The organism is Pseudomonas sp. SAS7 (assembly GCF_052112345.1).
GTDB classification, from domain to species: domain Bacteria; phylum Pseudomonadota; class Gammaproteobacteria; order Pseudomonadales; family Pseudomonadaceae; genus Aquipseudomonas; species Aquipseudomonas putida_Q.
The window spans coordinates 62,673-80,955 of record NZ_JBEGGO010000016.1 but is presented as its reverse complement, the minus strand read 5'-3'; the positions used below and the strand labels follow the sequence as shown (position 1 = coordinate 80,955).

The window sequence follows — 18,283 nt, the reverse complement described above, 5'->3', positions numbered from 1 at the left end:
CCTGATTGATCGGGCCATGGCCAGAAGATTCAAAATTTTGTCGAACAATTGGCACAAGCGGCCGTTTCAGCGGGCTATGGCACCCTGATAGCTTGGGTCCGAGGCCGCACTGGGGACCAGAATTACCTTGCGACACCGGTCCTGCTGTTCGTTGAACAGTTTGTAGGCGCGCGCGGCATCTTCCAGCGCCATGCGGTGGGTGACGATGGCCTGCGGGTCCAGCCGCCCTGCTTCGATATGCGCCAACAACTCAGGCAGGTAGCGTTGCACATGAGTCTGCCCCATGCGAAACGTCAGGCCCTTGTCGAATGCATCGCCAAACAGAAAACCATGGATGAACCCCGCATAGACCCCCGGCACACTCACCACCCCACCCCTGCGCACTGCCGCGATACTCTGACGCAGGGCCTTGCCGCTGCTGCCCTCGAGCTTGAGCGCGGTGAGCACAGTTTCAGTCGTGCTGCCCTTGGCTTCGAAGCCCACCGCATCGATCACCGCATCTACACCACGCATGCCGGCGGTGTGGCGCACGATACTATCGGCCGGGTCGTCGTCATGGGCAAAATTGACCGGAATCACGCCGTACGCCTGATGGGCATAGTCCAGCCGGTAGGCACAATCGTCGACCATGAAAATCTGCTCCACCCCCAGCATGCGTGCGCAGGCGGCAGCAAGCAGCCCGACCGGGCCGGCGCCATAGATTGCCAGTGACGAGCCCTGGCCAACCTCGGCGTTGAGCACTGCCTGCCAGGCTGTGGGGAGAATGTCCGAGAGAAAAAGGACCTGATCGTCGGCGAGGTGACCCGGAACCTTGAACGGCCCCACATTGCCCTTGGGTACCCGCACATAATCGGCCTGCCCGCCAGGTACGCCGCCATACAGGTGGCTGTAGCCGAATAGCGCTGCGCCAGACGGTATGGCCTTCTTGTTCAGCAGCGCGCCGCGCCCCGTGTTGGTCGTTTCGCAGGCGGCAAACAAGTCGTGCTGGCAGAAAAAGCAGTCGCCGCAGGCGATGACGAACGGGATCACCACCCGGTCACCTGGGCGCACAGCGGTTACCGCACTGCCCACATCCTCCACGATGCCCATGAATTCGTGACCAAGGATATCGCCTTGCTCGACCATAGGGATCTTGCCCCGGTACAGGTGCAGGTCGGAACCGCAGATGGCCGTGGCCGTTACCCGAAGCAGGATATCGTCGTCTTCCTGCAGGCCGGGCTCTGCAACGTTGTCGACGCGGACATCCCCTGCGCCGTGGTAGGTCAATGCGCGCATGCTCGTTTCTCCTGACAAAGTCATGGCGCGATTCCGGGTTCGTAAATCCGAAATCGCTACCGGGCATCTGATGAGTCCTTGGGCCCTCAGCGAGTGGGTTCACTCACCGGGTTGCGGCCCCCGCCGTGGCTGTTCTGGCCACCCTTGCGGCCGGCTTCCGAGGCACGCTGTCGGTCGTTGGCGAAGTTGCCGCCAGACGCTTGGCCCCCTTTGTGACCCGCGCGCGAAGCCCGTTCCCGGTCATTGGCGAAGTTGCCCGGGTTGGTTTCCTTGGTGCCGCCGCGCTGGCTTGTCCGCTCTTGATCCTGCGCCATGTGGGTTCTCCTTGCGGTGGATTGGCTAGTGGCGTGAATCTGTGCCATGCCTAGTTTCCGAGCCGCCGTTGCCCGGCTCTGCTCAATGCGTTTACTGGCAACTGACCAGTGGCACGAAACTTACGCTGGCAAAATGTTTGCGTGGCGGGGGCAGGGCCTGGTGGGACGCTACGTGATTTGACCGTTCGTCGGGTGAAACGCAACGTTTATTGCCGCCAACGGCCGAATCTTCATGCAATAAGCTCATCGTCAAGGAGCCTGAATGAAGCTGAACAAGGATCGCGCCACCATCATCTGCCGCCATGGCAAGCAAACTCATAAGTGGTTATGGGTAAGGAAATCCAACGGCGCCTGGACCCTACCCGGTGGCAAGATCGAGCCTGGCGAGACGCCAGTGCAGGCTGCAGAGCGCGAATTGCTTGAAGAGACCGGGTTACGTGCCGAGTCACTGACATTGCTGATGCGCCACGAGGCACCCGAGCGTATGCATTACGTATTCGAAGCAGAGTTTGCCGACGCGCCACAACCCAAGGCGCTGCATGAAATTGCCGATTGCCGTTTTGCCCACCTGGATCAGGCGCCTGGGCTCAAGGGCGAGATCAAGTTGCTGATCCGCTCGCTGTTGGCCTGTGACAGGGCCACCGCAGCGTCAGTTAGGTGAGCCTGGTGATCCCTTGCGGGCCTTTTCGCAGCTGCGAAGAGGCCGGTAAAGACATGCTCTAGGCATGCACGCTCCACTGAACTGACTGCGCCTCGATCGGCATCTCGTCGATCGCATGAATCATCCCGTTATCCAGCGCCTCGCGTGGCCCCAGAATCCGCGGATAGGCCATCAGGTACCGCGGCACATCCAGCACCTCCGTCGCCCCCTGGGTTCGTTCGGCAACGATCTGCGCATACAGCCGCAAATCATAATCCAGGCTCATCGCATACTCTGCCATACGCGAATGGTCCACCGACCCGTGCAGGGTCCAGTGGAACGGGTGGAACAGGAACTTGCTGAAACTGCACGCCGTGCGCCGTTCCCCGGCCAGGAACAGGATATTACCCATGGACTCCACCGTCCCCAGGTTGTGGGTATGCACCTCGACCGGCAACGCGCGCAGGAAGTTGTACAGGGTAAAGCCATAACTGCACTCGCCGCCCATGGTGGCGATGTTCAGTTGCAGGATCTCGGCGCCCTGTTGCAGCGCCCGCGAACAAGTGTTGATCAGGTTGCCACAGGTCGATGAGTTGATCGGCCCGGTGAAGTGGATGATATGTCTGGCCATGCTTGCCTCCAGGGGTGGCAGGTCATTCCTTGGTCTGCTGCGCATCGTCACCCACGCTCTGCGGGCGGGCGGCCCGATTGGCCAGCCAGTGGGCAAAACCATCGACTTTCATGCTGGCACCCTTCCACAAAGCGGGTATGCGGTGGAAACGCCAGGCGCCGCAAAGTTCAACCCGGCCTTTGTCTTTCCCGTTGGTCAAGCGTGATGAACCCTGCCCGGTCTTTACCAGTCGCACCTTAGAGCGACCGAATTAGAACCGGCAATGAGGACGGCAGCGTGAGCGATATCCGCATCGGTATCTCCGGGTGGCGCTATGGCCCCTGGCGCAAGGACTTCTACCCCAAGGGCCTGAGGCAGGATGACGAACTGGCATTCGCTTCGCGGGCGCTTAACAGCATCGAGATAAATGGCTCGTTCTACAGCCTGCAAACGCCCGAACGTTATCAGGGCTGGCGTGACCAGACGCCGGAAGATTTCGTGTTCTCGGTCAAGGGGCCGCGGTATATCACGCATGTGCGGCGGCTCAAAGACATCGAAGAGCCGGTGGCCAACTTTTTCGCCTCAGGGCCACTGTTGCTGGGCAAAAAGCTCGGCCCGATCCTGTGGCAGTTTCCGCCGAACATGAAATTCGATGAAGAGCGGTTTGCCCGTTTTCTCGAACTGCTGCCGCGTAACCACAAGGCGGCGCGTAAGTGTGCCGAACACTGCGCGGCCCGCCTGCAAGGCAACGGCAGCCTGGAAATTCAAGGCAATGCACGCTTGCGACATGCCGTGGAGATCCGTAACGAGAGCTTCCTGTGTGAGGCCTTCATCAAGCTGTTGCGCAAGCATCGGGTCGCTTTGGTGGTTGCCGACAGCGCCGGCAAATGGCCCTACGTGGAAGACGTTACCGCCGACTTTGTGTACATGCGCCTGCATGGCGATGTCGAGCTTTACAGCAGTGGGTATACCGCAAACGCACTCAGGCGCTGGAAGCAGCGCATCCAGCGCTGGAGCCAGGGTAGCCAGGCCGATGATGCGCAACTGATCGTCCAGGGCCCGCCGCCGCGCCGAGCGACCCGCGATGTCTACTGCTATTTCGACAACGACCAGAAAGTTCACGCCCCCTACGATGCACGACGCCTGCTGCAGAAGCTGTCGCTGGACCATGAACTTATGACCGAACCGGGCGTGCTGCCGGAGGTGGCCTTGTGAACAAGACCCTGCCCGCCCCACGCTGCGTCATCGATAAGGTCACTGCGGTACGCCGGCTCAACGTGCTGACACTGAACGTGCACAAGGGCTTCACCTTCTTCAACCGGCGCTTCATCCTGCCCGAGTTGCGCGAGGCCGTTCGTGCCACTGGCGCTGACCTGGTGTTTCTCCAGGAGGTGCACGGCAGCCACCAGCAGCACGCCCTGCGGCACCCGGCCTGGCCAGAAACGCCGCAGTACGAATTTCTCGCCGACAGCATATGGCCGCAGTTCGCCTACGGCCGCAATGCCGTATACCCGCATGGCGACCACGGCAACGCGCTGCTGTCGAAATTCCCCATAAGTCACTTCAACAACCTGGATGTGTCAGTCCAGGGCAACGAGCAGCGCGGCCTGCTGCATTGCCAGCTGGACGTGCCGGGCCATGACCAGGTGCATGCGGTGTGCGTACACCTGGGGCTGCGCGAAGCCCACCGGCAGCGCCAGGTAAAGCTGATGCTCGACCTGCTGGCCAGCCTGCCGCCCAAAGCACCGGTCATCATCGCCGGCGATTTCAACGACTGGCGGCTGAAAGCGGATGCTGTGCTGTGCGAACACCTGATAGAGGTTTTCGGCGAGCACTTCGGCACCCCGGCGCGCAGTTTCCCCGCGCGCCTGCCACTGCTGCGCTTGGACCGCATCTATTTGCGCAACGCCATGCCGAGCACTGCGAAGGTGTTGTCGAATTACCCGTGGTCGCACCTGTCCGACCACGCCCCACTGGCTGCGGAGATCAACCTGTGAATCGACCTTGGGTGGACGGCAACAACGTGCAGTTGCTGATCAATGGTGAGCAATACTACCCCCGCGTATTCGAGGCCATGGCCCAGGCGCGCGAAGAAATACTGCTGGAGACCTTCATCATCTTTGACGACAAGGTCGGCCAGCAATTGCAACAGGTGCTGATCGACGCTGCCCGGCGCGGTGTGCGGGTTGAAGTGGCGGTGGATGGCTACGGCACTGCCGACCTGCCCGCCGGGTTTATCTCGGCCATGACCGATGCGGGCGTGAGCTTCCATGCATTCGACCCACAGCCCCGGCTGGTGGGCATGCGCACCAACCTGTTCCGGCGCCTGCACCGCAAGATCGTGGTAGTCGATGGTGAGCGGGCCTTCATCGGCGGCATCAACTACAGCGCCGACCATCTGGGCGATTTTGGCGCCATGGCCAAGCAGGACTATGCCGTGGAGGTCACCGGCCCGGTGGTGGCGCAGGTGCATGCCGCCAGCAAGCGCCTGATGTCGCCGGTGCTGCAGCCACCCAGCGCGGTACGCCCGGTTACCCAACCTGCCGGGGCCAGCACCGCCGTGCTGGTCGAACGCGACAACGGGCTGCGCAGTACCGATATAGAAAACCACTACCTCCAGGCATTTCGTGGCGCCAAGCAACGCATCGTGGTTGCCAATGCGTACTTCTTCCCGGGCTACCGGCTGATGCGTGAGCTGCGCAACGCGGCCCGGCGTGGCGTGGAGGTGAGGTTGATCTTGCAGGGCCAGCCCGACATGCGCTGGGTCCGCGCGCTTTCACGGCTGCTGTACAACTACCTGCTGCGCGACGGCGTGATGATTCACGAGTACTGCCAGCGGCCCCTGCACGGCAAGGTGGCACTGGTGGACGACGAGTGGGCCACCGTGGGCTCCAGTAACCTCGACCCGCTGAGCCTGTCGTTCAACCTGGAGGCCAACCTGTTCATCCGTGACCGGGCCTTCAACCAGCAACTGAACCAGCACCTGCAGGCCCTGGCCAGCGAGCAATGCAAGCCGGTGACCCTGGAGCGCATGATTCGAGGTTACTGGTGGCGCGCACCGCTGATTTTCGTGTGTTTCCACGTCATCCGGAATTTTCCGCGCATTGCTGGCTGGTTCCCCGCGCACCGCCAGCGCCTGCGCTCGGTGCAGCCGGAGGTCGAAGCCCAGGGCGACCTGCACGAGGGCAATACATGATGGCGCGCAAAAGTTGGCAAACCTGGGGCAAACGCCTGTTCACGCTGGCGTTCCTGATCCTCATACCTGTGCTGCTGTTCGTGTTGGCCCGCAACCTGGACTGGAATGAAGTGCGCCAGTCGCTGCTGGCCTACAAGCCTGGCACCCTGGCCATCGGCCTGGCGCTTGCGCTGTGCAGCTACCTGACATTTGCCAGCTACGACCTGCTGGCACGGGCTTACACTGGCCACCACCTGCCCGCCCGGCAGGTGCTGCCAGTTGCTTTCGTGTGCTACGCCTTCAACCTCAACTTCACCACCTGGGTAGGCGGCGTTGCGTTGCGCTACCGGCTTTATGGCCGACTGGGCCTGGATACCGCGACCATTACACGTATCCTCACCTTGGGCCTGTTGACCAACTGGATGGGCTACATGCTGCTGGCCGGCACAGTATTCGCCCTGGGCCTGGTCGAGCTGCCCAGCAACTGGGCGGTGGGCGCTACAGGCCTACGCCTGATCGGCCTGCTACTGTTGGCTATAGCAGGGGGTTATCTGCTGGCCTGCGGTTTTGCCAGCAAGCGCACCTGGCGCTGGCGCGAGCACGAGGTGACGCTCCCGTCGCTGCGCCTAGCCCTGTGCCAGGTGGCGCTGGGCGCCAGCAACTGGGCGCTGATGGCGCTGCTGATCTTTTGGTTGCTGCCGGGTGAAGCGTTCTACCCCTCGATTCTCGGCATCCTGCTGATCAGCTGCGTGGCAGGCGTGGTTGCGCATATCCCAGCGGGGCTGGGCGTGCTTGAGGCGGTGTTTCTGGCCCTACTGCACGGGCAGATGGCCCAAGGCACGCTGGTGGCTGCCCTGCTCGGCTACCGCACGCTGTATTACCTGATACCGCTGCTGCTGGCAGTGGTGACCTACCTGATCCTGGAAAAGCGCGCCAAGGCCATGCGCCAGGGCGACAAGCCCGCCCAGACCTGACAAGGGCCGTTGGCCCTGGAGGTGGCAAATGCGTGTACATGTCTTGATATTGATGGTTGCCAGCCTGGCCGGTGGCCAGGCCTTGGCCGAAGGCTGCGACGTGCTGACCCGCTCGTCCAGCGACGCGGTCACTCCGGTGGAGCGGCACACCTGCTACAGCTTCAGCAACCTGCCAGCCGAAGCCATCAACTGGTCGTGCAGCAACGAGAGCAAAGACATGCTCAACAGCGAGAAGAGCAAGGTAGCGCGCTGTGCCGATGGCAGCGTTGGCAGCTGCATTGCGCCCCTGACCCAGGAAGCGCTGGCCAATCCCAAGTCCATCGGTGGCGACAAGCCGGCCTTGCCCAAGGACGCGCGGGTCATCACCTATTATTACGACACGCCCAGCCTGGGACAGGCCCGCACGGATTGCGAGCGTAACAACGGCATCTGGCAGACCCATTGATTCCTGGGGTAAATAATCTCGCTCAGATTGTGTAAGTTGGTGTGGTCATTGTGGGAGGGCTTTAGCCGCGAACATCAGCAACGCCGGTGCCATCCACCGCGTCGTAGTCTTAGCGGATAAACCCGCTCCCACAGGTGCAGCGCCTGCATCAGCCCCGCATTGTTTCATTCACCGGATTGTCTGTCGCACTCTCCCCCGGCTTCTCGCCACACTGGCAGTCCTGCATCCGGCACGCCTCACCACCGCGGTGCCCGCTGGCGCAGGCCTCACAGCAATAAGCCTTGCCGTCGCGCTGCAAGGCAGTGGCATCCACGGTGCAGGAACAGTGCGGGCAGGCACAGCGTTGTTCGTTCATGGCTTGCTCTCCTCGTCGTCAATCACATCATCGGTCCAAGGCACGCCATCCAAGGGTGCGGAGCGGGCCAATTCGGCTTCATCCAGGCCTATGCCGCCACCGATCTCGTCGGCGTCCACCTGCCGCAAGCTCTGGTCTGCCGGGCCGCCGTTGCCACCTGGCTCGTGCGGGTCGCGGGCACCGGTTTCGTCCAGCAAAGTATCCGGGCTCAGGTCGTCATAGGTGACATTGTCCTCATGCAGGCTGTCGCTCAGCGCCTCGCCGCCGGTCATACCGCTTTCGGCCACGCGCCGAGGTGGAAACTCACGGGCGACTTCATCGGCCGGTCGCTCGTCGCCTACACGCCCTTCACGTTCGTCCAGGCGTTCATCGAAGTCGAGTTCATGGACGCTGCCCATGCGGTCTTCGGTGTCGTCGATTTCTGGGGGGGTATACGGCTTTGGTTCGTCTGCGCGTGCCATGTGCGTTCTCCGTCAGGTGGCTTCATTAAGTCGACTGCGCCGGCTTGTGGAAGATTCAGAGTTTTTTGAACTACCACCCCGCGCGGCGCCTCCCACCTTAGAGAATGCGAACTGCCCGGAAACCGCCATGGCCAAGCCCCTGCAGGAATATGAACGCAAGCGCGACTTCAACGCCACGCCCGAGCCCAGCGGCAAGCGCAGCCGTGGCAAGCGCGCGCATGCGCTGCAGTTCTGCATCCAGAAGCACGACGCCAGCCACCTGCACTACGACTTCCGCCTGGAACTGGATGGCACCTTGAAAAGCTGGGCGCTGCCCAAGGGGCCCTCGCTGGACCCTAAAGTGCGCCGCCTGGCCGTACACGTCGAGGACCACCCGCTGGATTACGCCGACTTCGAGGGGCATATTCCCGAAGGCCACTATGGCGCCGGTGATGTGATTGTGTGGGATCGTGGCGTATGGGAGCCCGAAGGCGATGCACATGAGGCCTACGCCAAAGGCAAACTGCGTTTCCGCCTCCAAGGCGAAAAGCTCAGCGGCGTTTGGAACCTGTTTCGTACCCGCCTGGACGGCAAGAAAGAGCAATGGATGCTGGTGAAATCGGACGATGACCAGGCACGCAGCGAGGCCGACTACAGTATCGTCGAAGCCCAGCCCGACAGCGTGCTTAGCGACCGTACCCTGGTACCGCGCAAAGCCGCTGCGAAAAAGGCCGCTGCACCGCGCGCCAGCCGTAAACGCACCGATAAAGGCGCGAAGGTGCCCTTGCCTGCACAGCTGCAGCCGCAGCTGGCCACCTTGGTCGACACGCCACCCAGTGGTGACTGGCGCTACGAGGTCAAGTTCGACGGCTACCGTATCCTGGCCCGTATCGACGGCAAGGACATTCGCCTGTTCACCCGCAATGGCCATGACTGGAGCAGCAAGATGCCCCGGCAGGTGGCCGCCTTGCGCGAGCTGGGCATCGATTCGGCCTGGCTCGATGGTGAGATGGTGGTGGCTGACGAGAATGGCGCAGCCGATTTCCAAGCGCTGCAGAACGCGTTCGACACCGAGCACGACGAAGCCATTACCTATTACCTGTTCGACCTGCCCTTCCTTGGTGGCCAGGACCTGCGCCAGGTACCTCTGCAGAGCCGGCGAGACACCTTGCGCCAACTGCTCGAGCACGATGAGTCGGATGTACTCAAATTCTCCGCCGACTTTGACCAGCCCGTCGAATCCCTGCTCGACAGCGCCTGCCGGCTTGAGCTGGAAGGCCTGATCGGCAAGCGGGCTGACAGCCTGTACAGCGGCCGTCGCAGTCCGGACTGGATCAAGCTCAAGTGCAAGCAACGCCAGGAGTTCGTCATCGTCGGCTACACCGACCCCAAAGGTAGCCGCAGCGGCTTCGGTGCGCTACTGCTGGCCCTGCACGACAACGACAGCGGTCAGTTGCGCTATGCCGGCAAGGTCGGTACCGGGTTCACTACCACGACCCTGGCCAGCATTCATGCACGGCTCAAACCCCTGCAAATTGCCAAGCCAGCCTTGGCCAAGCCGCCTACGGGTGCCGAAGCGCGGGGTGTGCACTGGTTGCAACCGCAACTGCTGGCCGAAGTCGCCTATGCCCAGATGACCCGTGACGGCATTGTCCGTCACTCGGTGTTCCATGGCCTGCGCGATGACAAGGCGGCCACTGCCATTGACCTGGAGCACGCCATGCCCGCCAAGACCGTGCCCAAACCCAATAAGCAGGCGAAGGCGCCTGAAAATCTGGGTGAACTGCGGCTGACCCACCCCGACCGGGTAATCGACGCCACCACCGGCGTTACCAAACGCGAGGTCGCCGAGTATTACGCCAGCGTCAGCCAGTGGATCCTGCCCCAGCTCAAGCAACGCCCGGTAGCCCTGGTGCGCGCCCCGGACGGCCTGGCCGGCGAGCTGTTCTTTCAGAAAAATGCAGGTCAGCTGCACATACCTAACGTCATCAGCTATGAAAAGGCCGAGGCCGGCCAGGCCGCGATGGTCATCAATCGGCCGGACACCCTACTGGGTGCTGTGCAGATGAACATGCTCGAACTGCACACCTGGAACGCCACCGACAAGGACTTCGACAAACCAGACCGCTTCGTACTCGACCTCGACCCAGACCCTGCACTGCCCTGGAAGGCCATGCTGGAGGCCACCCAGCTCACCCTCACCCTGCTCGACGAGCTGGGCCTGAAGGTGTTCCTGAAAACCAGTGGTGGCAAGGGCATTCACCTGGTCGTGCCGTTGACCCGGCGGGCGGGCTGGGACGAGGTCAAGGACTTTAGCCACGCCATTGTCGATTACCTGGCCAAGCTGTTCCCGGACCGCCTGAGTGCGGTGTCGGGGCCGAAAAACCGCGTGGGGCGGATCTTCATCGACTACCTGCGCAACGGCAAAGGCGCCACCACCGCCTGTGCCTACTCGTTGCGGGCCCGTGAGGGGTTACCTGTATCGGTACCGATCTGGCGCGAGGAACTGGCGCAAATCAAGGCTGCCAACCAATGGAGCATCGCCAACCTGCGCGAGCGCCTGGCGGAGGTCGATGACCCGTGGGCCGACATGGGCAAGGTACGCCAGACCATTACCGCGCACATGCGCAAGCAACTGGGGCTGAAGTGATGGCGCAACGGCGATTGGATACGAACCTGGAGACACACCCATGAGCATCATTCAGGATTTCAACCTGACCACCCTTGACCGCCTGTTACGAACCTTTGGCGAGCGCCAGCAACCGCTCAACCTCGATACCCAGCTGCCGCAGCTGATCCAGGCGCTGCAAGCCGACCATCTCGACCTGCTGCCACTGCCGGGGCAAGGCAACACGTTGCGCCGGTGGCAGACCCTGGCCCGGGTGGCCGGCTGCGACCTGGCGCTGGCCAAGCTTTATGAGGGCCACACCGATGCCCTGGCGATCATGGCTGAATGCGGCGCGGCACACCACGCCGCCGACGGCACCTGGGGCGTATGGGCCGCCGAGCCGCCCGATGCCCGCGCGCAGATCACGGCGCGCGAAGGTGACCAGGTGCGCCTGCAGGGCCGCAAGGCCTGGTGTTCCGGGGCCTTGCAGATCGACCGGGCGCTGATTACCGCCTGGGATGAGGCGGACCAGCCGCAACTGGTGGCGATCGAGCTCTCACACCCGAGCCAGGGCCTGTCCATCGAAGATTGGCAAGCGGTGGGCATGGGCACCACTGCCAGCGTCGAGGTGACATTCAACGACACCCCAGGCACGCTCATCGGCAAGCCAGGCCAATACCTTGCACGCCCTGGTTTCTGGCACGGCGGCGCTGGCATCGCCGCCTGCTGGTACGGCGCGGCCGAAGCGCTGGCAGACTACCTGCGCGAACATTGCCGCAAGCCCCGCCCCGACCCCCATGCCGATGCGCATCTGGGCGCAGTGGATGCGGCGTTGTACGGTGCCCGCGCGGCGCTGCGTGAATGCGCCGCCTGGATCGATCGGCAGCCAGGGGCAGATGCCAGTTTCGAAGTGCGCCGCACGCGTGCCCAGGTGGAACAGGCCGTGGAACGCGTGATCAGCCACGTCGGGCGGGCGCTGGGCGCCACCCCGTTCTGCCGCAGCAGCCATTTTGCCCGGCTGATCGCTGATCTGCCGGTATTCATACGCCAGAGCCACGCCGAGCGCGATCTGGCGGTGCTGGGCCAGCAATTGGCCCAACAGCCGGCGGGGGTGTGGCAGCTATGAGCGAGAACCTGATCCAGTCTGCCAGTGGCACCCCGTGGGCCGACTGGCAGCATGGTGCGCACCTGGCGCGCGCTACTTGGCTCGATCCATTGCAACTGTGCCCACCGGGGCGCCGGCTGGTGTTGATTGCACCGCATCCGGATGATGAAATTCTCATGGCAGGCGGCCTGCTGGCCGGCTTCAAGGGGCGTGAGGATGAACTGGTGCTGATTTCCGCCACCGACGGTGAAGGCAGCCACCCCGGCTCCAGCCACTGGACCGAACACCGCTTGCGCCGACAGCGTCCGCAGGAAAGCCGCCAGGCCCTGTTGCAGCTTGACCTGGACCTTGCCCATCTGGACTGGCGCAGGCTGCACCTGAAGGACGGCCAGCTACCGCGCGAAGAGGCATTTCTGGTCAGTCACCTTACCCAGTTGCTGCGGCCCGATGACCTGTTGATGGCCACTTGGCGTAACGATGGCCATTGCGATCACGAGGCCGTCGGCCGTGCGGCGGCACACGCGGCAGCGGCCCGCCAGGTGCAATTGGCCGAGGTGCCGGTCTGGGCCTGGCACTGGGCTGCGCCCGATGACCCGCGCCTGCCATGGCCCCGTGCGCACCGCCTGCAACTTGATGAAAGCCGCCTGGCCCGCAAGCGCAAGGCCTTGGCCGCCCACGTCAGCCAGCTGGAGCCGGACGCTGAGCAGCCGCCAGTGCTGCCAGCCCGGCTGATGGAATGTCTGCTGCAACCTTTCGAACTGGTGTTCCTGTGAATGGAGCTGTCATGAGCCTCGATCCGCAATATTTCGCCGAGCTGTACGCCACTAACGAAGACCCCTGGGCTTTTCGCACCCGCTGGTACGAGAAGCGCAAGCGCGAGCTGGTGATGGCCAGCCTGCCACGCCAGTGCTATCAGCGCGTGTTCGAGCCAGCCTGTGCCAATGGCGAGCTCAGTGCGCTGCTGGCTGACCGCTGCGCCGACCTGCTGTGCCAGGACCTGGACCCGACGGCCGTGGCGCTGGCCCGCGAGCGCCTTGCCGATGTGCCCAACGCCTCCGTGGAAATGGCCCGGCTACCGGCGGACTGGCCGGGCGGGCGTTTCGACCTGATTGTGCTCAGCGAAGTCGGTTACTACCTCGACTCAACAGCCTGGCTGCAGGTCCTCGAGCAATCGGTGGCCAGCCTGACCTACGATGGCGGCCTTCTGGCCTGCCACTGGAAACACCCCATAGTAGGTTGCCCACAGGACGGCCGCGAGGTGCATCGCATGCTGGCGCGGCACCTGCCGCTGCATCAGCAGTTCCGGCATGAGGAGGCAGATTTCGTGCTGGAATACTGGTCCTGCCAGCCCAGCGTGGTTGACCTGGACGAGACCTGCCCATGATTGCCGTGGTCATCCCGGCGCACAACGAAGCCCGCCGCCTGGGGCGCTGCCTGCGGGCGGTGCTGATCGCTGCCACGCAAGCGCAGCAGTTGGGGCACCAGGTGGAAGTGCTGGTGGTGCTGGACCGTTGCAGCGATGGCAGCGCCGCCGTGGCGCGGCGCTTCGGCGTGAAGGTCTTGGAAGTTGATGCCGGTAATGTCGGCATGGCTCGCCGGGTGGGCGCGGCGCACATGGTCGAACGTGGTGCGCAGTGGCTGGCGTGCACCGATGCCGACAGCCAGGTGCCGTCGCACTGGCTGGTGTCGCAGTTGGCCTGCAGCGCCGAGGTGGTGTGCGGTACCGTGCATGTCGAGTATTGGCAACCCTGGCAGAAAGCTGCCCTGCGCAAGCTGTACCAGAGCCGCTATGAAGCGCGGGAAGGCCATCGGCATGTACACGGCGCCAACCTGGGTGTGTGTGCTGCTGCCTATCAACGCGTGGGTGGCTTCCAGCCCCTCGCGGCGCATGAAGATGTGCAGCTGGTCAGCGACCTTCAGGCCAGTGGCGCGCAGATTGTCTGGACCGCCAGGCACAGCGTGGCCACCAGCAGCCGCCTCGACAGCCGCGCCCGCGAGGGGTTTGGTGATTATCTGGCGGGGTTGCAAGCACAGGTGTGATCAGCCTTGGTCACACCTGGCTGAACAGCACCCGCTTGAACGCCTCAGCCGCCAGGTGCACCTGCACCGCCCAATCCCCGGCGGCATCGCTGCCGGCATCATCGGAAATGTACTTCAGGCACACAAACGGAATGCCTTCGGCGCGTGCGATCAACGCCAGCACATAGGCTTCCATGTCGACCACGTCATAAGGCGCGTCGCCATGGTTGATTTCGAAGCTGTCACCACTGCCACAGGTTTCCAGCGGCAGGCCGGGGATTGCTGCGCCATGTTCCAGGACTACCGGGATATCCGACAAGGGTGTTTCGTAGCGAGCAAAGCCCAGCGGTGTCACGTCCATGTCGCGTTGTACGAAACGGTTACAGCACACCACCTGGCCCTTGCCATGACGCTGGCTGCCAGCCGAGCCAAGGTTGACGATAAGTCTAGGCCTGCGGGTTGCAATTGCCTTGGTCAGTGCGATCGCCGCATTGACTTTGCCAATGCCGGTGAACACGGTGTTCAGCTCGGTGAAGACATCGCCAGCCTCGGCCTCGAGGGCGAAGACGAACAGCGTGTCATCCAGGGAAATGTCGGGGAATTGCTTGATCAGCATCATGGAGCAGGTGTTTCCGCGTGGCTGCAAGGGGCGCGGCCATTGTCGGCCAACCCCGGCTAATTGCAAGTCCCGGCCGCCACCACGGCCTGCAGCGCCTGTGCCTTGCCGAGCCCGCCCTCGATGGCCTGTGCCAGGCGGTGCAGCTGCTGGTCGGCATGGGTGCCGTCGCGCAGCAGGTGCCGGGCATGCTGGCAGGCCCGCTCGGCATCCACGCTGTCGACCGGCACCTGCTCCTGCAACTGGCCAAGCCAGCCCTCGGCCGTGACTGGTTGTTGCTCGTGCATACCAATGAATTGTGCATGGCGCCCATAGCGCATGGCGCGCCAATAGTTCTCCTGGGCGATCCAGCGCAGTTCGCGGTTGCTGGGCAACAGGTCATGGCGACCGGTAATGGCGTGCTCCACCAAATGGCGAAACAGCGCGGCGATGCACAGGGCATCCTCCAGCTGCGGGCAGCCATCGCAGATACGCAACTCCACGGTCGGGAAGCGCCGCGAAGGCCGAATCGCCCACCAGAAGTCGCCATCCACAGCCAGCGCACCGGTGCGCTGCAACAGGGCGCGATAGCGTTCATAGGCAGCCCAGTCCGGCAAGGCCTCGGGCAAACCCATGTGCGGCCATTCCCCGCAAATCACTCGGCGGTAGCTCATGTAGCCGGTACGCTGGCCAGCCCACATGGGCGATGAGGTGCTCAGCACCAGCAACAGCGGCAGCCAGACCAGCAAGCGGTTGATCAGCTGCATGCGGTCACAACCTGGCGGAACCCCAACGTGCACATGCAAGCCGTTGAGCAGACTTCGCTGGGCTACATGCCGGTAGTCATCGAACAGTTGCTGGTAATGTGCCGCGGCAGCGGCCTTCTGCCGCAGCCATGCGGCGCTAGGGTGGCTGGCTGCGCCGTAAATTCCCATCCCCTCCTCTGCCAGCGCCATGCTCAGCCGCTGCCGCCTGTGCTGGAAGAACTCACGCGCTTCGTGAAGATGGGTAAACACCGGCGAGGCCAGCTCGATCTGGCTGCGGAACATTTCCTGGGCAAAATATTGGCCCAGCGCTTCGCGACAACGCCCTATCACCGCAGGTGGCGGTGTTGCCGGAACCTGCCCCGAGCCCAGCCTCACAAGCAGGTATTCCTCCTCGATGCCGAACGTGCAGGCCCGGGCCATGTTGCCTCAGCGATGACGGGTTACAGTGAGCGCCACGGCGGCGATGCGTTCGACCTGCTCGTAGCCGGGTTCGGCCAGTTGCTCGCCAAACACGTCAGGGTCGATCTCCCGGTACGCCCAGGCCCATTGTGGCCCCGCCAGGCGCAAGCGGATAGCCTCGAGCAAGGCGTCGCGGCCATCGACAATGGCCACGCCGGTGTAGAGCAGCAAGGTACCGTGGCGGGTCAGGCGTTCGCATGCCTGCTCAACGATGCGCAGCGACAGTTCGGCGCCCAGCGCGCCACCGCCGTGGCGATAGGTGCGGGCGCTGCGGTCGAGCATGTAAGGCGGGTTGGCGACAATCAGGTCGAACGTACCGCTGATACCGTCCAGCACGTCGCTGGACGCTACCGATATGTTGCTCACCCCCGCCAACGCTGCGTTGATCGTGGCGTAGCGCAACGCCAACGGGTTGATGTCCACGGCGCTGACCTGCGCATGCTGGGCGGCGCGAGCGATCAGCAACGCGCCCACCCCGCTGCCGCAGCCGATATCGACTGCATGCTCGACCGGCCTGGGGTTGTGCTGCAGGTGCTGGTGTATGACCTGGGCAAAGCGATAGCTGTCCGGGCCGAAGAACACCGCATCGCTGGCATCGGTGGGGAACGCTGAATGCACCAGCAGCAGGTCGTCCAGGCTTGACCAGCGCACCGCACTGCCCATCAGTTCGCCCCTTGGGACCAGCACCTGCGCGCGTTCGAGCAACTCAAGTTGATCATTTGATACGAGGCCTGGGGCGAAAGGTCGGCTCCAGCCGAACACGTCGCGCAAGCTGCTGGCCTGTCCGGAACCCTTGTGGGCATTGACGCGGCTGTGGGTCGCGGGTGTCACGCAGGTAAATCGGTAGCCGTCAGCGCGTAACCGCTGGCCCAGTTGTAGCAACGCCTGGTCGGCCTCGACTTGTCTGGCATCAAGCATCATCAGCGGGGTTCCTCCTGGAGCAGCCCGGTGGTGCGAATGTATGCCCGGGTCGCCGCCAGGCCCTCAGGTGTGGCATGGCGGTTGCCGGCCATGCGCCCGATCAATGCGGCGGGTGCTTCACTGGGCATTTCGCCTTGTGATTCGCCCGGGGATTCGGGCAGGCCCCAGCTACCGGGCGCTACGCGGCGGATCGTGGGGCGCCAGGTGTCGGCGATCCAGTCGTGCCACAGTTGTTTCTCGTAACTGTTGAACACGCCGAACATTACCGCCGCAGGCCCTTCGATCAGCTTCCACCAGCGGCTCTGGGCCGGGTCCTGGCCCCGCACAATCCAGCCCTGGGCCTGCAACGCGGCAACGAACTCGGGCATGGCGCCGGGTGTGGCCAGCCACTGATTGATGGTGCGCTGTTGCAGGCGGCAGCGGTCGGCATGCATGAACTGGCCGTAAACACGCTTGCGTTCCAGGGCTGCGAACAGTTCATCCTGCAGGTCGAACTGGCGGATCAGGTCAGCTGCCGCAATACCCAGCTCGTTCAGGCGATAACCGTTGCGCACCCTGTCGTAGAACGCTTGCTGGTCGTGCTCAGGGCTGAGCTGGCGCAGCGCCTGGAGCGATAATTGAGCGTGGCCGCTGGCAGCATTGTCGATCGTGACATGCAACTGGAAGTAGTGGCCGTCGATGCCCAGTTCTGCCAACTCGTTGGTGGTGATCAGCAGGTGCAGCGGTGGTTGTTCATAACCGAGATTGTAACCAATGACCTCGGGCAGGTGCGTGTCGCAATGCTGCCCCAGGGCCAGCTGCAGGCTGCCCTGGAGATACCGTGAATCATCCAGGGGCATAGCCTCTACACACCCCAGGCGACCTAGCAGACGCTGGTAGATCAAGACATGGTTGCAACGCGGGTCGCCGTTGCCAAGTTCTTCCAGGTAAGTCCGGATCAAGCCGTGGAAACGCGGGTCACGCCAGTGGTGCAGCGTGCCGTGCAGCCAGGCTCCATCCACCGCTTTGGTCGGTGCAACCTGTTGCACGAACCACAGCGCATGGGCGCGGCTGGTAAAGAAGCGACGTGGTGCGCCTTGCCGGCGTTGCTCCAGGTAGTCGGCATAGCCGGCGGCGACATCCGCAGCGCACCTCGCGCTCCAGGCTGGCAATTTCGAAGGTGAGTCAGGCAGGTCATCCGGCAAGCGTGCAGCACGTGAAAGTTGTTCGTCGAGCCATGCGGCGCTGCCGTCATCGTTGCCCGTCAGCATTGCCTGATAGCGCTGTTGCAGGCTGGACCGCTCGGCGGCCATTGGCAAAATTAGAGCGGTGTCGCGGTTCATCACCCTCATGCCGTGCTCCTCGTGGGCCTACTGGCTCGGTTTCTGCCCCGGCATCGGTTCAGGATCGGGTGCAGGCTGCGGTGCCGGTTTGGTATCGGGTTGCTGCATCTGCAGCGATGGCTTGCTTGGGTCCGAATCCTTGCCCGGGTGGTCGTTGTCGCGGTCGAAACAGCCGCCGACCAAAGTCAGCGAGCCCATAAGGATGATGAGTGGAGTCAGTCGCATGGGTAATCCCCTTTTGGCTGATTGCAGTGCCAGG

Annotated in this window: 21 protein-coding genes; 11 read left to right on the top strand and 10 right to left on the bottom strand. The window is 63.3% G+C overall.

Annotated elements, in window-relative coordinates; translation table 11 throughout:
- Positions 1–66: 66 nt before the first annotated feature.
- Both ABI582_RS22920 and ABI582_RS22915 read right to left on the bottom strand, forming a co-directional pair.
- Positions 67–1,275, bottom strand: a complete 1,209-nt coding sequence (locus ABI582_RS22920) for a zinc-dependent alcohol dehydrogenase (RefSeq protein WP_442120350.1) — start codon at positions 1,273–1,275, stop codon at positions 67–69.
- 86 nt (positions 1,276–1,361) lie between these two features.
- Complete coding sequence (locus ABI582_RS22915; protein WP_338743988.1) at positions 1,362–1,589, bottom strand: general stress protein; 228 nt, start codon at positions 1,587–1,589, stop codon at positions 1,362–1,364.
- Between the two features lie 262 nt (positions 1,590–1,851).
- On the opposite strand from ABI582_RS22915, the gene ABI582_RS22910 reads away from it, so the two are divergent.
- Positions 1,852–2,250, top strand: a complete 399-nt coding sequence (locus ABI582_RS22910) for an NUDIX hydrolase (RefSeq protein WP_338743989.1) — start codon at positions 1,852–1,854, stop codon at positions 2,248–2,250.
- A gap of 58 nt (positions 2,251–2,308) precedes the next feature.
- On the opposite strand, the gene ABI582_RS22905 is transcribed toward ABI582_RS22910, so the two are convergent.
- The gene (locus ABI582_RS22905) at positions 2,309–2,860 is read right to left on the bottom strand and encodes an ATP-dependent Clp protease proteolytic subunit (protein ID WP_338743990.1); all 552 of its coding nucleotides are present in this window, start codon (positions 2,858–2,860) and stop codon (positions 2,309–2,311) included.
- Between the two features lie 276 nt (positions 2,861–3,136).
- Between ABI582_RS22905 and ABI582_RS22900 the strand changes: the two genes are divergently transcribed.
- The 5 genes from ABI582_RS22900 to ABI582_RS22880 are packed head-to-tail and all read left to right on the top strand — an operon-like array spanning position 3,137 to position 7,433.
- Positions 3,137–4,054 (top strand): DUF72 domain-containing protein, encoded by a 918-nt coding sequence (locus ABI582_RS22900; RefSeq protein ID WP_442120349.1) that lies wholly within the window; start codon positions 3,137–3,139, stop codon positions 4,052–4,054.
- A complete protein-coding gene (locus tag ABI582_RS22895; RefSeq protein ID WP_442120348.1) occupies positions 4,051–4,836 on the top strand; it encodes an endonuclease/exonuclease/phosphatase family protein in 786 nt (261 codons plus the stop codon). Before ABI582_RS22900 ends, ABI582_RS22895 begins: the two co-directional genes overlap by 4 nt.
- Positions 4,833–6,035 (top strand): cardiolipin synthase ClsB, encoded by a 1,203-nt coding sequence (clsB, locus tag ABI582_RS22890; RefSeq protein WP_368974529.1) that lies wholly within the window; start codon positions 4,833–4,835, stop codon positions 6,033–6,035. The genes ABI582_RS22895 and clsB overlap by 4 nt, the downstream gene beginning before the upstream one ends.
- The gene (locus ABI582_RS22885; protein ID WP_442120416.1) at positions 6,035–6,988 is read left to right on the top strand and encodes a lysylphosphatidylglycerol synthase domain-containing protein; all 954 of its coding nucleotides are present in this window, start codon (positions 6,035–6,037) and stop codon (positions 6,986–6,988) included. Before clsB ends, ABI582_RS22885 begins: the two co-directional genes overlap by 1 nt.
- 28 nt (positions 6,989–7,016) lie before the next feature.
- Complete coding sequence (locus ABI582_RS22880) at positions 7,017–7,433, top strand: hypothetical protein (protein WP_338743994.1); 417 nt, start codon at positions 7,017–7,019, stop codon at positions 7,431–7,433.
- 148 nt (positions 7,434–7,581) lie between these two features.
- On the opposite strand, the gene ABI582_RS22875 is transcribed toward ABI582_RS22880, so the two are convergent.
- Together ABI582_RS22875 and ABI582_RS22870 are read right to left on the bottom strand one after the other, a co-directional pair.
- A complete protein-coding gene (locus ABI582_RS22875; RefSeq protein ID WP_442120347.1) occupies positions 7,582–7,788 on the bottom strand; it encodes a metallothionein in 207 nt (68 codons plus the stop codon).
- On the bottom strand, positions 7,785–8,249 hold the full coding sequence (locus tag ABI582_RS22870) for a phosphotransferase system, HPr-related protein (protein ID WP_338743996.1): 465 nt from the start codon (positions 8,247–8,249) through the stop codon (positions 7,785–7,787). Before ABI582_RS22870 ends, ABI582_RS22875 begins: the two co-directional genes overlap by 4 nt.
- 127 nt (positions 8,250–8,376) lie before the next feature.
- Here ABI582_RS22870 and ligD point away from each other — a divergent pair, with 127 nt between their 5' ends.
- Genes ligD through ABI582_RS22845 form a run of 5 tightly spaced genes read left to right on the top strand, consistent with a single transcriptional unit; the run spans position 8,377 to position 13,981 of the window.
- The gene (gene ligD / locus ABI582_RS22865) at positions 8,377–10,878 is read left to right on the top strand and encodes a DNA ligase D (protein WP_442120346.1); all 2,502 of its coding nucleotides are present in this window, start codon (positions 8,377–8,379) and stop codon (positions 10,876–10,878) included.
- A gap of 40 nt (positions 10,879–10,918) precedes the next feature.
- The gene (locus tag ABI582_RS22860) at positions 10,919–11,962 is read left to right on the top strand and encodes an acyl-CoA dehydrogenase family protein (protein WP_338743998.1); all 1,044 of its coding nucleotides are present in this window, start codon (positions 10,919–10,921) and stop codon (positions 11,960–11,962) included.
- The gene (locus ABI582_RS22855; protein ID WP_338743999.1) at positions 11,959–12,714 is read left to right on the top strand and encodes a PIG-L deacetylase family protein; all 756 of its coding nucleotides are present in this window, start codon (positions 11,959–11,961) and stop codon (positions 12,712–12,714) included. The genes ABI582_RS22860 and ABI582_RS22855 overlap by 4 nt, the downstream gene beginning before the upstream one ends.
- An 11-nt stretch (positions 12,715–12,725) precedes the next feature.
- A complete protein-coding gene (locus ABI582_RS22850) occupies positions 12,726–13,325 on the top strand; it encodes a class I SAM-dependent methyltransferase (protein WP_442120345.1) in 600 nt (199 codons plus the stop codon).
- Positions 13,322–13,981 (top strand): glycosyltransferase, encoded by a 660-nt coding sequence (locus ABI582_RS22845; protein ID WP_338744000.1) that lies wholly within the window; start codon positions 13,322–13,324, stop codon positions 13,979–13,981. Before ABI582_RS22850 ends, ABI582_RS22845 begins: the two co-directional genes overlap by 4 nt.
- A gap of 10 nt (positions 13,982–13,991) precedes the next feature.
- Here ABI582_RS22845 and ABI582_RS22840 read toward each other — a convergent pair whose 3' ends face one another.
- Genes ABI582_RS22840 through ABI582_RS22820 form a run of 5 tightly spaced genes read right to left on the bottom strand, consistent with a single transcriptional unit; the run spans position 13,992 to position 18,249 of the window.
- Positions 13,992–14,579 carry a phosphorylase family protein gene (locus ABI582_RS22840; protein WP_338744001.1) on the bottom strand — a complete coding sequence of 196 codons (588 nt, stop codon included), beginning with the start codon at positions 14,577–14,579 and terminating at the stop codon, positions 13,992–13,994.
- 56 nt (positions 14,580–14,635) lie between these two features.
- Entirely contained in the window at positions 14,636–15,742 is a 1,107-nt protein-coding gene (locus ABI582_RS22835) for a carboxylate-amine ligase (RefSeq protein ID WP_442120344.1), read from the bottom strand.
- Positions 15,743–15,748: 6 nt separating this feature from the next.
- Complete coding sequence (locus ABI582_RS22830) at positions 15,749–16,702, bottom strand: methyltransferase (RefSeq protein WP_442120343.1); 954 nt, start codon at positions 16,700–16,702, stop codon at positions 15,749–15,751.
- The gene (locus ABI582_RS22825) at positions 16,702–18,033 is read right to left on the bottom strand and encodes an iron-containing redox enzyme family protein (RefSeq protein WP_442120342.1); all 1,332 of its coding nucleotides are present in this window, start codon (positions 18,031–18,033) and stop codon (positions 16,702–16,704) included. The genes ABI582_RS22830 and ABI582_RS22825 overlap by 1 nt, the downstream gene beginning before the upstream one ends.
- An 18-nt stretch (positions 18,034–18,051) precedes the next feature.
- Positions 18,052–18,249 carry a hypothetical protein gene (locus ABI582_RS22820; RefSeq protein ID WP_258911901.1) on the bottom strand — a complete coding sequence of 66 codons (198 nt, stop codon included), beginning with the start codon at positions 18,247–18,249 and terminating at the stop codon, positions 18,052–18,054.
- Positions 18,250–18,283 lie beyond the last annotated feature (34 nt).

Excerpts from the sequence above, each read along its gene's own strand:
- ABI582_RS22920 (WP_442120350.1), bottom strand. The coding sequence starts at position 1,275 with ATGCGCGCATTGACCTACCACGGCGCAGGGGATGTCCGCGTCGACAAC.
- ABI582_RS22915 (WP_338743988.1), bottom strand. The coding sequence starts at position 1,589 with ATGGCGCAGGATCAAGAGCGGACAAGCCAGCGCGGCGGCACCAAGGAA.
- ABI582_RS22910 (WP_338743989.1), top strand. The coding sequence starts at position 1,852 with ATGAAGCTGAACAAGGATCGCGCCACCATCATCTGCCGCCATGGCAAG.
- ABI582_RS22905 (WP_338743990.1), bottom strand. The coding sequence starts at position 2,860 with ATGGCCAGACATATCATCCACTTCACCGGGCCGATCAACTCATCGACC.
- ABI582_RS22885 (WP_442120416.1), top strand. The coding sequence starts at position 6,035 with ATGGCGCGCAAAAGTTGGCAAACCTGGGGCAAACGCCTGTTCACGCTG.
- ABI582_RS22880 (WP_338743994.1), top strand. The coding sequence starts at position 7,017 with ATGCGTGTACATGTCTTGATATTGATGGTTGCCAGCCTGGCCGGTGGC.
- ABI582_RS22875 (WP_442120347.1), bottom strand. The coding sequence starts at position 7,788 with ATGAACGAACAACGCTGTGCCTGCCCGCACTGTTCCTGCACCGTGGAT.
- ABI582_RS22870 (WP_338743996.1), bottom strand. The coding sequence starts at position 8,249 with ATGGCACGCGCAGACGAACCAAAGCCGTATACCCCCCCAGAAATCGAC.
- ligD (WP_442120346.1), top strand. The coding sequence starts at position 8,377 with ATGGCCAAGCCCCTGCAGGAATATGAACGCAAGCGCGACTTCAACGCC.
- ABI582_RS22860 (WP_338743998.1), top strand. The coding sequence starts at position 10,919 with ATGAGCATCATTCAGGATTTCAACCTGACCACCCTTGACCGCCTGTTA.
- ABI582_RS22855 (WP_338743999.1), top strand. The coding sequence starts at position 11,959 with ATGAGCGAGAACCTGATCCAGTCTGCCAGTGGCACCCCGTGGGCCGAC.
- ABI582_RS22850 (WP_442120345.1), top strand. The coding sequence starts at position 12,726 with ATGAGCCTCGATCCGCAATATTTCGCCGAGCTGTACGCCACTAACGAA.
- ABI582_RS22845 (WP_338744000.1), top strand. The coding sequence starts at position 13,322 with ATGATTGCCGTGGTCATCCCGGCGCACAACGAAGCCCGCCGCCTGGGG.
- ABI582_RS22840 (WP_338744001.1), bottom strand. The coding sequence starts at position 14,579 with ATGATGCTGATCAAGCAATTCCCCGACATTTCCCTGGATGACACGCTG.
- ABI582_RS22835 (WP_442120344.1), bottom strand. The coding sequence starts at position 15,742 with ATGGCCCGGGCCTGCACGTTCGGCATCGAGGAGGAATACCTGCTTGTG.
- ABI582_RS22830 (WP_442120343.1), bottom strand. The coding sequence starts at position 16,702 with ATGATGCTTGATGCCAGACAAGTCGAGGCCGACCAGGCGTTGCTACAA.
- ABI582_RS22825 (WP_442120342.1), bottom strand. The coding sequence starts at position 18,033 with ATGAGGGTGATGAACCGCGACACCGCTCTAATTTTGCCAATGGCCGCC.
- ABI582_RS22820 (WP_258911901.1), bottom strand. The coding sequence starts at position 18,249 with ATGCGACTGACTCCACTCATCATCCTTATGGGCTCGCTGACTTTGGTC.